14 protein-coding genes are annotated in these 15638 nt (G+C 69.7%); 7 read left to right on the top strand and 7 right to left on the bottom strand.

Features of this window, described 5'->3' with window-relative positions:
* Nucleotides 1-23: 23 nt before the first annotated feature.
* A complete protein-coding gene (locus AC2SGK_RS12340; protein WP_488323829.1) occupies nt 24-1469 on the bottom strand; it encodes a fused MFS/spermidine synthase in 1446 nt (481 codons plus the stop codon).
* A gap of 132 nt (nt 1470-1601) precedes the next feature.
* Complete coding sequence (locus AC2SGK_RS12335; protein ID WP_488323828.1) at nt 1602-2381, bottom strand: DUF4394 domain-containing protein; 780 nt, start codon at nt 2379-2381, stop codon at nt 1602-1604.
* A gap of 208 nt (nt 2382-2589) precedes the next feature.
* On the opposite strand from AC2SGK_RS12335, the gene AC2SGK_RS12330 reads away from it, so the two are divergent.
* The 5 genes from AC2SGK_RS12330 (at nt 2590) to AC2SGK_RS12310 (ending at nt 7209) form a co-directional block, all read left to right on the top strand.
* Nucleotides 2590-3153, top strand: coding sequence for a sigma-70 family RNA polymerase sigma factor (locus AC2SGK_RS12330; protein ID WP_488323827.1), 564 nt, complete (start codon nt 2590-2592; stop codon nt 3151-3153).
* Complete coding sequence (locus tag AC2SGK_RS12325) at nt 3150-3854, top strand: anti-sigma factor (RefSeq protein ID WP_488323826.1); 705 nt, start codon at nt 3150-3152, stop codon at nt 3852-3854. Before AC2SGK_RS12330 ends, AC2SGK_RS12325 begins: the two co-directional genes overlap by 4 nt.
* A 67-nt stretch (nt 3855-3921) precedes the next feature.
* A complete protein-coding gene (locus AC2SGK_RS12320) occupies nt 3922-5376 on the top strand; it encodes a dihydrolipoyl dehydrogenase (protein WP_488323825.1) in 1455 nt (484 codons plus the stop codon).
* 17 nt (nt 5377-5393) lie between these two features.
* A complete protein-coding gene (locus AC2SGK_RS12315; RefSeq protein ID WP_488323824.1) occupies nt 5394-6167 on the top strand; it encodes a hypothetical protein in 774 nt (257 codons plus the stop codon).
* Nucleotides 6168-6228: 61 nt separating this feature from the next.
* Nucleotides 6229-7209, top strand: coding sequence for an aldose epimerase family protein (locus AC2SGK_RS12310; protein WP_488323823.1), 981 nt, complete (start codon nt 6229-6231; stop codon nt 7207-7209).
* Here AC2SGK_RS12310 and AC2SGK_RS12305 read toward each other — a convergent pair.
* From AC2SGK_RS12305 to AC2SGK_RS12285, 5 genes are read right to left on the bottom strand one after another with little or no spacing between them, the layout of a single operon-like run.
* Entirely contained in the window at nt 7206-9401 is a 2196-nt protein-coding gene (locus AC2SGK_RS12305) for a glycoside hydrolase family 2 TIM barrel-domain containing protein (protein ID WP_488323822.1), read from the bottom strand. The genes AC2SGK_RS12310 and AC2SGK_RS12305 overlap by 4 nt on opposite strands.
* Nucleotides 9402-9403: 2 nt before the next feature.
* Nucleotides 9404-10552, bottom strand: a complete 1149-nt coding sequence (gene dgoD / locus AC2SGK_RS12300; RefSeq protein ID WP_349548145.1) for a galactonate dehydratase — start codon at nt 10550-10552, stop codon at nt 9404-9406.
* Between the two features lies 1 nt (nt 10553).
* Nucleotides 10554-11456, bottom strand: a complete 903-nt coding sequence (locus AC2SGK_RS12295) for a Gfo/Idh/MocA family protein (RefSeq protein WP_488323821.1) — start codon at nt 11454-11456, stop codon at nt 10554-10556.
* Nucleotides 11453-12508, bottom strand: coding sequence for an ABC transporter ATP-binding protein (locus AC2SGK_RS12290; RefSeq protein ID WP_488323820.1), 1056 nt, complete (start codon nt 12506-12508; stop codon nt 11453-11455). The genes AC2SGK_RS12295 and AC2SGK_RS12290 overlap by 4 nt, the downstream gene beginning before the upstream one ends.
* A gap of 8 nt (nt 12509-12516) precedes the next feature.
* A complete protein-coding gene (locus AC2SGK_RS12285; RefSeq protein WP_488323819.1) occupies nt 12517-13311 on the bottom strand; it encodes an IclR family transcriptional regulator in 795 nt (264 codons plus the stop codon).
* Between the two features lie 100 nt (nt 13312-13411).
* Between AC2SGK_RS12285 and AC2SGK_RS12280 the strand changes: the two genes are divergently transcribed.
* Together AC2SGK_RS12280 and AC2SGK_RS12275 are read left to right on the top strand one after the other, a co-directional pair.
* The gene (locus tag AC2SGK_RS12280) at nt 13412-14647 is read left to right on the top strand and encodes an ABC transporter substrate-binding protein (protein ID WP_488323818.1); all 1236 of its coding nucleotides are present in this window, start codon (nt 13412-13414) and stop codon (nt 14645-14647) included.
* A gap of 69 nt (nt 14648-14716) precedes the next feature.
* Complete coding sequence (locus AC2SGK_RS12275; protein WP_488323817.1) at nt 14717-15637, top strand: carbohydrate ABC transporter permease; 921 nt, start codon at nt 14717-14719, stop codon at nt 15635-15637.
* Nucleotide 15638 lies beyond the last annotated feature (1 nt).

Raw genomic sequence — 15638 nt, 5'->3', positions numbered from 1 at the left:
CGCAGGACAAGGGTCCTGACGCCTCAGCGATGACCGATCCAGCCGCGATCGTCGGTGAAGGCCCGCCCCTGCGCGACCCGGTACGGAACGTAGCCCTCGAGCAGGGCGACGCCGCCGGCCAAGGGGGCCGGGGACCCGACCATGAGGATGTTCGTCCGTCCCCGCGTGCTGAGCGGGCCGCGCACCGCCTCGACATGTGGATAGACCGCCCGCAGGATCGCGTGGATGCCGCGGGCCAGGGAGCCGTCGGGCCGGTCGATCAGGTTGACGTAGACAGGCCCCTCCGCGACCGCGCGGACCCGGCGATAGGCCTCCAGCGTGGCCAGATGCGCGGGCACCGTGTCGGACGAGAACGCGTCCATCACCACCGCATCGAAGCGTCGCGTGGTGTCGTTCAGGAAGACCCGCCCGTCGGCATGCACGACGGTCAGCCGGCCGGGCGCGTCGGGAAAGCCCTCGGCCCCGCGCGCGGACAGGACGGACCCGGCCCAGGGCATCTCGGCGCGCACGACGCGGGTGATCAGCGGGTCGATCTCGACCGCGACGGCGCGGGCGTCGGGGCGGGCGGTCAGCAGCTGCGCGGGCAGGCCGTAGCCGCCGCCGCCGATGAACAGGACCGAGGGCGCGGGCCCCAGATCGCGCTGCATCCGCGCCCAGATCCAGTCGGTATAGGGCAGTGCCAGATGGCTTCCGTCCTGCGCGCGCAGCCGTTCGGCCGCCTGCGGGACCCGGTCCGAGAACAGCGTGACCCGGTCGCCATGGGTCAGCACGTCGATGCAGGACATGCCGGATTCGAACCGGCAGAGCGGCCCGCCCGCCACGACCGCCGCCGCCGCCACCGCGCCCCCCGCCATCAGCATGGCCCGCCCCGGCCCGATCGCGGTCGGAGGCGCGCCCGCCCCCCGCATCAGCAGCGCCGAGACCAGCGCCGCCAGCCCGCAGCCCGCGAAGGTCGCGACCGACCCGATCAGCGGCAGCGCGACGAAGCCCGCCAGCACCGCCCCCAGGATCGCCCCGAGCGAGCCCGCCGCCAGCACCATCCCCAGGGACGAGCCCTCGCGCCCCGGCCGCGCCTCGACCGCCAGCGAGGCCAGCAGCGGCGAGGGCAGGCTGATCAGCACCGATGCCGGGAAGAAGGCGACCGTCACCGACAGCAGCATCCCCCCGGTGCCGCGCGCGCCCGCGGCATAGATCAGGCTCAGGACCGCGGGCGACAGCGCCATCAGAACCGCCGTCAGCACCAGCGCCGCGCGGATCATGCGCATCGCCTGGCGGCGCGGACGCTCGGCGATCAGCCCGCCAAGGGCGTTGCCCAGGGAGAACCCCGTCAGGATCACCGCGATGACCGAGGTCCAGGTGACCAGCGACGTGCCGAAGAACGGCGCCAGCACGCGTCCCGCCGCGATCTCGTAGGTCAGCCCCGCGGCCGACAGGATCAGGATCAGGGCGATGGTGGTCCAGAAGCGCATCGTGGCCTCCCGCGGCGGGTCATGGAGAGAGGCCCTGATGGCACGGTTCGGGCCGGGGTGCCATGCGCGAAAGGCCCGCAGGGATCGCTCCCCGCGGGCCTTGGGCCGGACGCGATGTCGCGGCGGTCGCGATCACATCGCGGGCAGGACGGTCAGGTCGCGGATCTGGCCCTCGGCCTCGATCGTGCCGGCGGCGGTGGCGGCGCCGGTCTCCAGATCGACCGAATGGATGGTGTTGTTCGTCACCAGCCAGGCCGAGTTCGTGCCCTCGGCATCGGTCTGGATGTCGAAGGCCATCGCCTCGCCGGGGTTCTCGACGTTCAGCATGCCGATAGTGGCCAGCGTGCCGTCATTGGGCGAGGTCTGCTGCAGCAGCGCGCCCAGGCCCGCGTCGATGTCGTACATCGCGGTGGCTTCCGGCTTGCCATAGCTGTTGATGTAGGCCGCGGCGGCGATCATCGGGCTGGCCTCGCTGTTGTCGTCCTCGGGCGCCCAGTTCAGGCTGCCGTCCACGGTGACCTCGCCGGTGTCGACGTTCACGCGGTGGTTGGTGGTGCCGGTCATCAGGCGCAGGCGGTCGGCCATCGGGTTGAAGTCGACGATGACGGCCATGTCGGCCACCTCCAGCGGCGTGTCCATGGTCGACAGGTCGGTCGCGGCGCCGGTGGCGGTGTCGATGGTCACGATGCGCATGTCGTCGGTGACGCCGACCAGCGTGTTGTTCGACGGGCGCAGGTCGATGCCCAGCAGGCGGTCGACGCCCTCGACATCCATGGTGCCGGTGACTTCCAGCGTCTCGGTGTCGAACATCACCAAGGTGCGGTCGTCGGTCAGGCCGACGCCGGTCGCCGCGGCGGCCGCGGTCAGGGACAGCGCAAGGGCAGTGGTCGAGAGAGCAGCAATGCGAAACATGGCAATGTTCCTTTCGGTTCGGCTTCTGTCACAGGCGGCGTTCCTCGCCGTCCTTGACCCGATGACGCGGGGGACGGGGAATCGGATGCAGGAAATCGTGACCCGGGACGATTTTTTTGTCCCGACCGCCCCGATCGGGGTTCGTTGGGCGGTTGCAACCGGGACGCGCTTCGCGGCAGGATGTGGCACGGCAAAGGGGAGGCTGGCGGTGAGCGACGATGCAAGACAGCGGGGCAGACGGCTGGACGCGGCCCTGGCGGCCTGCGCCGCGGGCAATCCCAACGGCATCGACGCCATCCTGGAGATGGAGGGGTCGCAGCTCTTGGGCGTCGCCCGGCGCATCCTGATCCGTCACGATCTGGCAGAGGAGGCGCTGCAGGACGCGATGGTCCAGATCTGGCGCAAGGCCGCGCAGCAGCGCCAGGCCGACGGATCGGCCCGCGGCTGGATCTATGCGGTGCTGCGCAACCGCTGCCTGACCATCCTGCGCGACGGCCGCCGCCTGGCCAGCCTGTCCCCGGACGAGCTGACCGAGCTGCAGGACGCGCGCCAGGACCTGGCCGCGGATGACGACTGGAAGCTGTTGGCGGGAACGGGGCGGCTTGGCGACTGCCTGGACGCGCTGGACGACCCGGCGCGGCGGGCGATCCTGCTGGCGCATGTGGCGGGCTACAGCCACGGAGAGATCTCGGCCCGGCAGGGCGTGCCGCTCGGGACCGCGAAATCATGGATCAGGCGGGGCCTCGCCTCGCTGCGGGAGTGTCTGTCATGACGGTGTTCCGCGACGACCTGGCAGGCTTTGCCGACGACTATGTCATGGGGCTGATGTCGCCCGCCGAGGCCGACCTGTTCGAGGCGCTGATGCAGGCCGACCCGGCCCTGGCCGCGCAGGTGGCGCGCCTGCGCGACCAGCTGCTGCCGCTGGACCTGTCCGCGCAGGCCCTGCCCCTGTCGCCCGACTTCGCGGCCCGGCTGCGCGCGATCATCGCGACCACCCCGCAGGAGGCGCCGGACCGCGCGCGTCCCGCGAACCTGCCGCAGGCGCCGCGCCGCTGGCTGGCCGGGCTGGCCGCGTCGCTGGTCCTGGGTATGGCCCTGGGTCTGGGCGGGGCGTCGCTGCGGCCCCTGCCCGCGCCGCAGGTGGTGGCGGTGCTGCTGGACGATCAGGGCCAGCCCCGCGCCGTCATCGAGGATTTCGGCGACGACACCGCCGAGATCCGCTTCGTGGCGGATGTGGACGTGCCCGACGGCTTCTCGATCCAGGCCTGGACCCTGCCCTCGGTCGAAATGGGGCCGCGTTCTCTGGGCGTGCTGGACGGGCCGCGCGCGGCGCGGCTTGCGGGGCCTAGCCTGCCGCGCCCCGCCGATGCGCAGCTCTACGAGATCACGCTGGAGCCCGCGGGCGGATCGCCGACCGGGCGTCCGACCGGGCCGATCATCGCCAAGGGCCTTGCCGCCGCGCAGGACATCTGAGGGGCGGCAGGGAACGTCCGGCGGGCTGGCCGGTTGAGAGGGGCAACCCGCAACCGACAGGACGCCCATGCCCTCTCCGACCGACGACCGCCGGCCCGCCGACAGCGGGCCTGATGATGGGCCGCTGACCTGCGACGTGGCGGTGATCGGCGCGGGCACCGCCGGGATCGCGGCGGAACGGGCCGCCCGCAAGGCCGGGGCGCGCACGCTGCTGATCGACCCGGAGTTTCGCGGCACGCTTTGCGCCAGCACCGGCTGCATGCCGTCCAAGCTGCTGATCGCCGCGGCCCATGCGGCCCATGACGTGCGCCGCGCGGACAGTTTCGGGGTTCGCGCCGACCCCCCCGTCATCGACGGCCCGGCGGTCATGGCCCGCGTCCAGCGCGAGCGCGACCGCTTTGCCGCCCTGACGCGCGAGAGCATCGAGACGCTGCCCGAGGGCATCGCGATCCGCGGTCGCGCGCGCTTCGTCGCGCCGACGCGGCTGATGCTGGAGGACGGCCGCCCCATCGAGGCGCGCACCGTGGTCATCGCCACAGGATCGGTCGCCCTGATCCCCGAACCGTTCCGCGACCTTGGCCCGCGCATCGTGACCAACGAAACCCTGTTCGAGCTGCCCGACCTGCCCCGTCGCCTGGCCGTGATCGGCGGCGGCGCGATCGGGCTGGAGATCGCGCAGGCCATGGGTCGCCTTGGCGTGGCGGTGACGCTGTTCGATTCGGGCACGACCCTGGGCAAGGCGCGCTGTGCGAAGGTGCATGACGCGCTGCGCACCGCCGTGGCGCGCGACATCACCCTGTGCCTGGGCGTCGAGGTGACGCCCGAGGCCGCGTCCGACGGCATCCGCCTGCGCTGGACCGGCGATGCCGAGGGCGAGGCGGAGTTCGACCACGTCCTGCTGGCGGTCGGGCGTCCGCCGAACCTGTCGGGGCTGGACCTGGAGCGCGCAGGGATCGCGCTGGACGACCACGGCACGCCCCGCTTCGACCCGGCGACCATGCAATGCGGCGACGCGCCGATCTTCATCACGGGCGATGCGGATGCGGACGTGCCGCTGCTGCACGAGGCCTCGACCGAAGGCGCCATCGCGGGGGCCAATGCGGCGGCTTTTCCGCACGTCCGCCCGGCGGAGCGCAGCCCGGATTTCGCGCTGACCTTCACCGATCCGCCGCTGGCGCAGATCGGCGCGGGACCGGGCGAGGGGATCATCTGCGGCCGCAGCGACTATGGCGATCAGGGCCGCGCCCGCGTCGAGGCGCGCGCCGAGGGAATCGTCAGCCTCTATGCCGACGCGTCGGGGCGGCTGATCGGCGCGGATCTGTGCTGTCCGGGGACAGAGCATCTGGCCCATCTTCTGGCCTGGTCGATCCAGTCCGGGGCCACCGCCAGCGGGCTTCTGTCGATGCCCTTCTATCACCCCACGCTGGAGGAGGGGCTGAAGACCGCGCTGCGCGAGATCTGCCGCGACACCCGCCAACCCCTGCCCGAGGGCCGCGACCGCGGCATGCCGCCGGGCGCCTGAGCCGTGAAGGACAAGAGATGACCGAGACGATTCAAGATCTGGGCCACGGCTTCTGGACCATCCGGGGCGACTTTCGCATCGGCGGCGTGCTGAATGTCGGCACGCAGGCGGCGCTGGTGAGGCTGTCGGACGGAGGCTTCGTGATGCTGGACAGCTATCCGCTGACGGGGGCGCTGCGCGAGCGGGTGATGGCCCTGACCGATCAGGGCCGCGCGGTGCGGGCGGTGCTGAACCTGCACCCGTTCCACACGCTGCATTGCGCCGCGGTCGCGCGCGACTTTCCGCATGCCAAGCTCTATGGCGCGCATCGGCACCGGCTGCGCCATCCGGGTCTGGACTGGCAGGATGATCCGGTGGAATCGCCCGCGGTGCAGGCGCTGTTCCGCGACGATCTGGTCCTGTCGCTGCCGCGCGGCATCGACTATGTCAGCCGCAACGAGCGTGTCCATGCCGGGTCGCTGCTGGCTTGGCACCCGGCCAGCCGCACGCTGCATGTGGATGACACGATCAACGTGATGCCGCTGCCGGGGCTGCTGCGCCGCTTCGTGACACGGCCGCGCATCTTCCTGCATCCGACCCTGCCGCAGGCGCTGGAGGCGCGGGCCGGGGCGGTGCGCGACTTTCGCGACTGGCTGCACGGGCTGGCGGCGATGGCGCGCGACCTGCGCTGGCTCTGCGCCGCCCATTCCGGCATGCGCGAATTTCCACGGGGCGGGTTCTCAGACGAGCTCCTGGCCGCCTTCCGCCGGGTCGAGGACAAGCTGGCCCGGACCGAGGCGCGACGCGGCTGATCTTGCCTTCCGCCCCGCGCCGCTGTCAGATCGCGGCAAAACGGGGATGACGATGATCGACATGGGACAATTGCCCGACGGGCGGCGGGTGCAGGCGGTGGATCTCAGGGCGGGGCGGCTCGGGGCGCGGGTGCTGACCCTGGGTGCCATCGTGCAGGACCTGCGGCTGGATGGGGTGGACCATCCGCTGGTGCTGGGCCACCCGGACCCCGCCGCCTATCTGGACGCCTTTGCACATGTGGGCGCGGTGGTCGGGCGCTATGCGAACCGCATCGCGGGGGCGCGCATCCGCCTGTCGGGGGGCGATCACGCACTGGACGCGAATGAGGGCACCACCTGCCTGCATGGCGGGACGGTCGGCGCGTCGGCGCGGATCTGGCGCGTGACGCGGGCCGCGCCCGAGGCGGTGACGCTGGCGCTGGATTTCGCGGACGGTGAGATGGGCTTTCCCGGCGCCCTGCAGGCCGTGGCGCATCTGTCGCTGTCGGACGTCGACGGCGTGGCGGGGCTGACCGTCGCGCTGCAGGCCACCGCCACGCGCCACACGCCCTGCAACCTGACCCATCACGGCTACTGGACCCTGTCGCAGGACGGGTCCTCCGATCACCAGCTGCAGATCGCGGCCGAGCGCTATCTGCCGGTGGATGACGTGCTGATCCCGCTGGCCGATGCGCCCGCCCCGGTCGCGGGCACGCGCTTTGATTTCCGCGAGGCCCGTGCTTTGGGCCGAGAGGGGCTGGACCATTGCTGGTGCTTGTCGGACACGCATGAACCGCTTCGCGAGGTCGCCAGCCTGACCGCACCCGACCTGCGGCTGCGGGTGCTGACCACCGCGCCGGGGCTGCAGGTCTATGATGGCGGGCATTTCCCCGATGCAGGCCTGCCCAGCCATCCGGGGCAGGTGGCCCGCCCCCAGGGCGCCGTGGCCTTCGAGGCGCAGGAATGGCCCGATGCCCCGAACCGCCCCGATTTTCCGCCCGCGATCCTGCGTCCCGGCTCCGTCTGGCGGACCGAGACGCGCTATCTGCTGGACCGGCCCTAGCCGACCGTGACCACGGCCTGACCGTCGGGGAATTGCGGGTGCCGCGCGGTGATGCGGATGGTGCCCGCCTCGCCCGTCAGGCGCAGCCACAGCCCCGTGGTGCCCCCCTGCAGCATCCGCAGATCGGGGCCGATCAGCCGCGCGGGGCCCTCGACCGTGACCGCGATCCCGGCATCCAGGAAGGGCAGCCGGTTGCCCGCCTGGTCCATCGCGCGCAGCATCACCCGCAGGTCGATATCCGCATCCGCCGGCACAGCCTCGCGGTCGGGCGCGACCTGCAGCGTGGTGGGCAGCGGGTCGGCCACGTAATCGCGCACCGCGACCGGCTTGCCGTCCAGCCAGCCGGTGATGCGGCCCGGATGCCAGCTCATCCCCCAGAGGCCCAGCTCCGCCGCGCCGATATGGCGGTGGTCGATGATGACCGGCGGATGGGGCAGATGCGGAAAGCGCTCGCGGTCGGGGCCGACGCGGCGGGTGACGCCTGCGCATTCGAACTCGACCTCATCGCAATTGGTCAGGATGATCAGGGGCAGGACGCCGCCGATATTGCGCTCTCCGCGCGCCCAGAAGGTCACCGGCTGCATCACGATGCCCTCGGAGGGGGGCTTCTGGCTGGCGTAAGCATAAGCCGCGAATTTCGGCTCGCGCCAGATGTCCATGACGCCGTGATGGCAGATGCGGTCGCCCGCGCCGAAATCCTTATGCGTGTTGTAGTCGAACATGCACCAGCCGATCGACCCCGCGATGCCCGCATCGCCATGGGCGGCGTTCAGCACCTCCAGATGGCGGATCACATGCTCCATCTGGCGCAGTTCGGGGTCCTGCGCCTTGGTCGGGAACATGTGGCCATTATATTCGGTGACCAGATAGGGGACGGGCTTCTTGATCCCCGTCACCTCGGCGGGCGCGCGCAGCGCGGTGCGCGGGCGATTGATCAGCGGCAGCTCGGATTCGTCCAGGATGAAGTCGTTCATCGTATAGACATCCTCCAGCATCTCGCTGTCGGTGATGAAGCGCACGCCGCCGGTCGACCGCGTCGGGTCCAGCTCGCGCGCCAGCGCATTGGTGCGGGTGTAGAAGTCGTGATTGTCCTGGCTTTCGTTGATGCGCACGCCCCAGATCACGATGCTGGGATGGTTCCAGTCGCGGGTGATCATGGCGCGGACGTTGTCCACGCTGCGATCCTGCCAGGCGGCGTCGCCGATATGCTGCCAGCCGGGAATCTCCTCGAAGACCAAGAGCCCGATCTCGTCGCAGCGGTCCAGGAACCATTTGCTCTGCGGGTAATGCGAGGTGCGCACGATGTTGCAGCCCAGATCGTGGCGCACGATCTCGGCATCGCGCTCCTGTGCGTGACGGCCCGCGGCATAGCCCTGGTGCGGCCAGCTCTGATGCCGGTTCAACCCGCGCAGCTTCATGGGCTGGCCGTTCAGCAGGAAGCCCTGCGGCGTCCATTCCGCGGTGCGGAAGCCGAAGCGATGCGTGGTCACGTCGCCGCTGTCGGGCAGGGTCAGCTCGACCGTGTAAAGCTGCGGGTTCTCGGTGGACCACAGCGACAGGCCGGTCAGGCCCGACAGGGTCAGCTCCCCCTCGCCCTCCACGACGGCAATCTCACGGTCGCCGTCCAGCAGGCGGGCGCGGACCGGGCCGGGGGCGGTGACCTCGGGGCGGATCACGACCGTTTTCGCCTCCGCCAGCGCGTCGGGCGTCAGGATGCGCGCATTGGTCAGATGCCGTTCGGGCAGCACCATCAGCCAGACATCGCGATAGATGCCCGCATAGGTCAGATAGTCGATCTGCGCGCCGAAAGGCGGGATGGCGGGGTTCTCCGACCCGTCGATCCGCACCGTCACAAGGTTGTCGCCGGGGCGCAGGTGGTCGGTCAGATCGGCCACAAAGGGGGTATAGCCGTCGGGATGGGCCACGACCTGCACGCCGTTCACCCAGACCACATTGTCGGCCATGGCCCCGTCAAAGCGCAGCTGCACCCGGCGGCCCGCCCATGCCTCGTCCCACGCGATCACGCGCTGATAGGTGAAGGCGCGCTGATAGCAGGTCTCGTCGAAATAGCTCAGCGGCAGGTCGACCGCGTTATGCGGCAGGGTGACCGACGCGCCTGCCAGCGGTGCGGCAGGGTCGGCCGCGCCTTCGGCGAAGATCCAGCCGTGGTTCAGTCTTTCGATGGTCCGCATGATCACCACTCCGCAAAGCTGCCGTCGGCATGGCGCCAGACGGGGTTGCGCCAGCGGTGCCCTTCGGCGGCCATCTGGCGGACCTTGTCCTCGTTCACCTCGATGCCCAGACCCGGTCCCTGCGGGATCGCGACGAAGCCGTCGTCATAGGCAAAGACCGACGGGTCGGTCAGATAGTCCAGCAGGTCGCTGCCCTGGTTGTAATGGATGCCGAGCGACTGTTCCTGGATGAAGGCATTGTAGCAGACCGCGTCCAGCTGCAGGTTCGCGGCCAGCGCGATGGGGCCAAGCGGGCAGTGCAGCGCCAGGGCCACGTCATGCGCCTCGGCCATGGCGGCGATGCGATAGGTCTCGGTGATGCCGCCCGCATGGCTGGGATCGGGCTGGATGATGTCGACGAAACCGCCCTGCAGGATCGCCTTGAAGTCCCACCGCGTGTAGAGGCGTTCGCCCAGAGCGATGGGGGTCGAGCAGTGGTTGGCGATCTCGCGCAGCGCCTCGGCATGTTCGGACAGGACCGGCTCCTCGATGAACATCAGGCGGAAGGGCTCCAGTTCCTTGGCCAGCACCTTGGCCATCGGACGATGCACCCGGCCGTGGAAGTCGATGCCGATGCCGAAATCGGGACCCATCTCCTCGCGGATGGCCTGCACGCGCTCCAGCACCTGATCGACCTTGGCGTGGCTGTCGACGAACTGCATCTCCTCGGTGCCGTTCATCTTGACGGCGGTGAAGCCCCGGTCGCCGCAATCGCGCGCCATCCGCGCGGTGTCGCCCGGACGGTCGCCGCCGATCCAGCTATAGACGCGGATGCGGTCGCGCTGCTGGCCGCCCAGCAGGGCATGGACCGGCACGCCCAGATCCTTGCCCTTGATGTCCCACAGCGCTTGGTCGATGCCGGCGATGGCCGACATGTGGATGCCGCCGCCGCGATAGAAGCCCGCGCGATACATCACCGTCCAGTGGTCCTGGATCAGGCGCGGATCGCGGCCGATCAGATAGTCCGACAGCTCCTCGACGCAGGCGGCGACCGAGGCGGCGCGGCCCTCCAGCACGGGTTCGCCCCAACCGCTGATGCCCTCATCCGTGCTGATCTTGACGAAGCACCAGCGGGGCGGAACGATGAAGGTCTCGATGGCGGTGATTTTCATATCAGTCCTCAAAGGCGGGGGCCGCGTGCTGGCGGCCCGTCAGGAAGGCATCGGCGACCAGGCGCAGCGGCGCGAGGTCCAGGTCGCTGTCGCCCGCCGCGACCAGATCGCGGAAGCGGGCGTAGAGGCGGGCATATTCGCGGTTCTCACCCACGGTCTCCAAGCCCGGCGCGGCGAAGCGCGCGCCGCCCTCGGAGAGCGTCGCGGGGCCGGCATCGGTGTCGAAGGCGATCTGCCAGGTCTCGTCCCCCGTCACGCGCCAGTCGAAATGCGCGGCGATGGGATGGCCCGCGTCCAGGCTCAGATCGGCGGCGATGGGGGTCTGGCGGTTCGCGGGGATGTGCAGGTCGGCGCCCACCAGCCGCACGCCGGGGATCAGCGCGGTCAGGATCGACAGCGCGTTGATGCCCGGGTCGAAGACGCCCAGACCGCCGGGCTGCCAGATCCACTCCTGCCCCGGATGCCATTTGCGCACATCCTCGCACCAGTCGATGCGGACGGCGCGGATGCGCGTCGTGGCCAGCCAGTCGCGGGCCGCGTCCACCGCCGCGGCCTCGCGCGAATGCCAGGTGGCGTGGATGGTGACGCCTTGGCGCGCGGCCTCGGCCTCCAGGACGGCCATCTCGGACAGGGTCGCGCCGGGGGGTTTCTCCAGCATCAGGTGGCGGCCCGCGCGCAGCACCGCCATCGCCTGATCGAACCGCCCCTGCGGCGGGGTGCACAGCGACACCGCATCCACATCGGCCAGCATCTGCGTGACGTCGCGATGGTTGGCGACGCCCTCCAGCGTGGCATTGCGGCTGGCGATGGCGGTCAGGGTCAGGCCGTCGGTCGCGGCAATGGCGGGCAGGTGCTGGGCACGCGCGATGGTGCCCAGGCCCACGATTCCGATGCGCAGGCTCATCTCAGGCGCTGCCCGGTCTCGGCATCGAAGAAGAAGGCGTCGGACGGATCGAAGGTCAGGCCCACGCTGCCGCCGCCCGCCGGGTCGAGGCGCTGGCCGGTCTGCACGATCAGCTTCTCGCCCGAGGGGGCGCGCAAATGCGCGAAGGTGGTGCCGCCCAGGTTCTCGGCCAGCTCGACCTCGAAAGGCCCGTCGCCCGACAGGCGCAGCGCGTCGGGGCGCAGGCCGATCTCGACCGTGCGGCCGTCCGACAGGGCCGGGCGGTCGGCGGGCAGAAGCGTGTCGAAGGCCGGGGTGACCACCTGGCCGGCCTGGACGCGGGCCTTGACGAAGTTCATCGCAGGGCTGCCGATGAAGCCCGCGACGAAGCGGTTGTCGGGATCGTCATAGAGGTCCATGGGCCGGCCCACCTGCTCGATCCGGCCAGCGCGCAGGACGACGATCTTGTCGGCCATGGTCATCGCCTCGACCTGGTCATGGGTGACATAAATCATCGTCGCGCCCAGTTCGCGGTGCAGGCGCGCGATCTCGGCCCGCATCTCGACGCGCAGTTCGGCATCCAGGTTGGACAGCGGCTCGTCGAAGAGGAACACCTTGGGGCCGCGCACGATGGCCCGCCCGATGGCCACGCGCTGACGCTGGCCGCCCGACAGGTTGGCCGGCTTGCGCTCCAGCAGCGGGTCCAGCTTCAGGATGCGCGCCGCCTCGGCCACCTTGGCGGCGATCTCGGCCTTGGGATGGCCGTTCATCTTCAGCCCGAAGCCCATGTTCTGCGCGACCGTCATGTGCGGATAGAGCGCATAGGTCTGGAACACCATTGCCACGCCCCGATCGGCGGGTTCGGCATCGGTGACGTCGTCGCCGTCGATGCGGATCTCTCCGGCGCTGGTCTCCTCCAGCCCCGCGATCATGCGCAGGAGCGTGGACTTGCCGCAGCCCGAGGGGCCGACGAAGACGCAGAACTCGCCCTGATCGACCTGCAGATCGACGCCGTGAATGACCCTGACGGGCCCGAAATCCTTGGTGACGCGGGTCAGCTGGACGCCGGCCATGGGAAACCTCATGACTTGTGTTCGGGGAACCGCCAGTTGTCGGCGGTGGCGGCGATCTGGGCCGCGGCGTCGCGCACCGGCCCGGCCAGCGCCAGAAGCTGCGCGCGCGACACGGTGGCGGTCGTGGTGGTGACCGAGATGGCGCCCAGCACCCGGCCCGCGCCCGACAGGATCGGGGCCGCGATGCAGGCGATGCCCGTCTCGTGCTCCTCGTCGTCCAGCGCGTATCCGCGCTCGCGGATGCGGGCCAGCTCGGCGCGCAGGGCCTCGGGCGTGGTCAGGGTGTTGGGCGTATGGGCATGAAATGACTGGCGCGCGATGGCGGCGGCCAGCCGGTCCTCGGGCAGATGGGCCAGCATGGCCTTGCCCACGCCGGTGCAATAGGCGGGGCCGACCTTGCCCGATTGGGCGAACATCTCGACCGGCAGCCGGGCGTTGCGCTTGTCCACATAGAGGACCGCGCCATTGTCCAGCTGCGCAAGATGGACGGTCTGGCCCAGATCCTCGGCCAGGCGGTTCATCACCTCCTGCGCCAGGGGGGCGAGGCTGGACTGCGCCCAGGCCGAATGGGCCAGCCGCACCAGCCGCATGCCGGGCGCATAGGTCTGCCGGTCCTCGTCATAGGCCAGCATGTCCTGATGCGTCAGCGCCTGAAGGAACCGATAGAGCGTCGCCTTGGGCAGGCCCGCCTCGGGCAGGATCTCGGCAAAGCGGACCGGGCGGCCGAAGGCGGCGACAAGGTCCAGCACGGCCAGCGTGCGGCCCACCGTCCCGTCCGTCGTCTCGCGTCCCTGAGCCGTCACGTCATCCTCCCCCTCGATGTTGACAGGCTATGCGATTCGCACCATAGTTTCAATATTCAAAACCAAGTTTCACTATTTGGAACCAAATGGGAGGGAGACCATGGTCCAACTGAAGCACGGGCTGGTGATGGCGCTGCTGCTGTCCACCGCAGCCCCCGCCTTCGCGCAGAGCCGCGTCCTGGTGTTCAACACCGACGCGTCCGACCCCGCGCCCAAGGCCGCCTTCGACCAGCTAATCGCGGATTTCGAGGCCGAGTATCCGGAGATCGACGTCCAGGTGAACACCTTCGACCACGAAGGCTACAAGACCGCGATCCGCAACTTCATGACCGCCGACGCGCCCGATCTGGCGAACTGGTATGCGGGCAACCGCATGCGCCCCTTCGTGGAGGCGGGGCAGTTCCTGGACGTGTCGGATGTCTGGGCCGAGAACGACCTGACCGAGACCCTGGGCTCGGCGCTGTCGTCGATGACCATCGACGACAAGCAGTGGGGCATTCCCTACACCTACTATCAGTGGGGCATCTACACCAACAAAGACGTCTATGCGCAGGTCGGCGTCGAGCCCGCCGCGACCTGGGACGAGTTCATCGCCAATTGCGAGAAGTTCAAGGCCGCCGGCATCGACTGCCTGACCACCGGGTCCAAGGCGCTGTGGCCGGTCGCGGGGCTGTTCGACTATCTGTCGCTGCGCACCAACGGCTATGACTGGCACATGCAGCTGACCAACGGCGAGATCCCCTGGACCGACGACAGCGTGCGCGCGGTCTTTGCCGAATTCGCCAAGGTGCTGCCCTATGTCTCGGCCAACCACGCCGCGATTGACTGGCAGGACGCGGTGTCGAACCTGGTGCAGGGCAAGGCCGCGAACTATGTCATGGGCAACTTCGCCGTAGCGGCCTTCAAGGATGGCGGCATGACGGACGAGAGCCTGGGCTTCATGCCCTTCCCGACCATCAACCCCGACATCCCGCGCGCCGAGGAGGCGCCGACCGACACCGTCCACATCCCCGCGGCGGCCAAGAACCCCGAGGATGCCAAGCTGTTCCTGGCCTACATGGCGCGTCCCGAGGTGCAGACCAAGATGAACGCCACCCTTGGCCAGCTGCCCATCAACAACGAGAGCACCGTGGGCGACGACCCGTTCCTGCAGGCGGGCTTCGAGCTGCTGTCCACCGCCGAGGGCGGCATCGCGCAGTTCTTCGACCGCGACGCCTCGCCCGAGATGGCCAAGGCCGGCATGGAAGGCTTCCAGGAGTTCATGGTCCGCCCCGAGCGCCTGGACGCCATCCTGGAGCGGCTGGAGCGTCAGCGCCAGCGTCTCTATCCGCAGTGATCCCGGCCGGCGCGGGCGGATTGCTCCGCCCGCGCCCCCTTGCCCGCAACCCGACCAGGAAGGTGGCCCATGACCGCCCTGCCCGACACCCCCCTGCCCGCCCCGGCACCGCGCCGCCGCCGGTCGCGCCGTCAGCTGACGCCCTGGCTGTTCCTGGCGCCGGGCCTGCTGATGTTCTCGGTCTATGTGCTGATCCCGATCGTTCAGTCGGTCTGGGTCTCGTTCCACGATTGGGACGGGCTGGGGCCGATGACCTGGATCGGTCTGGCCAATTACGATGAGCTGTGGTGGGACGAGGCCTTCTATACCAGCCTGAAGAACAACGTGATCTGGCTGGCGCTCTATCTGCTGGCGGTTCCCCTGGGGCTGCTGATCGCGCTGTTCCTCAATCAGACCGTGCGCGGCATCCGCATCTACAAGTCGCTGTTCTTCTTTCCCTTCGTCATCAGCCAGGTGGTCGTGGGGCTGATCTTCTCGTGGTTCTATGCGCCGGGCTTCGGGCTGCTCTATGCGCTGATCGAATGGGTCACGGGCACGGGCGTCGCGATCCTGGCCGACGAACGCTATGTGACCTACGGCATCATCGCGGCGGGGCTGTGGCCGCAGATCGCCTATTGCATGATCCTGTACCTGACCGGCCTGAACGCCGTCGCCCCCGACCAGATCGAGGCCGCGCGCCTGGACGGTGCCAAGGGCTGGCGGATGCTGTGGCATGTCGTGCTGCCGCAGCTGCGCCCCGCGACCTTCATCGCGGTCGTGGTGACCGTCATCGGTGCGCTGCGCAGCTTCGATCTGGTCAGCATCATGACCTCGGGCGGGCCCTTCGGGTCCAGCCGCGTGCTGTCCTACTACATGTACGAACAGGCGCTGTCGGAATACGGCTATCGCATGGGTTACGGCGCGGCCATCGCGGTGGTCCTGTTCGGCATCATGATGATCTTCATCTCGGGCTTCATCTGGAAGATGTGGCGCGACGAGAAAGGGGCCTGAG

Source organism: Paracoccus sp. NIOT.M2S5SZ12 (genome assembly GCF_057748165.1).
Note: the sequence above shows the minus strand (reverse complement) of the source record. Positions and strands in the feature narration are given on the sequence as shown.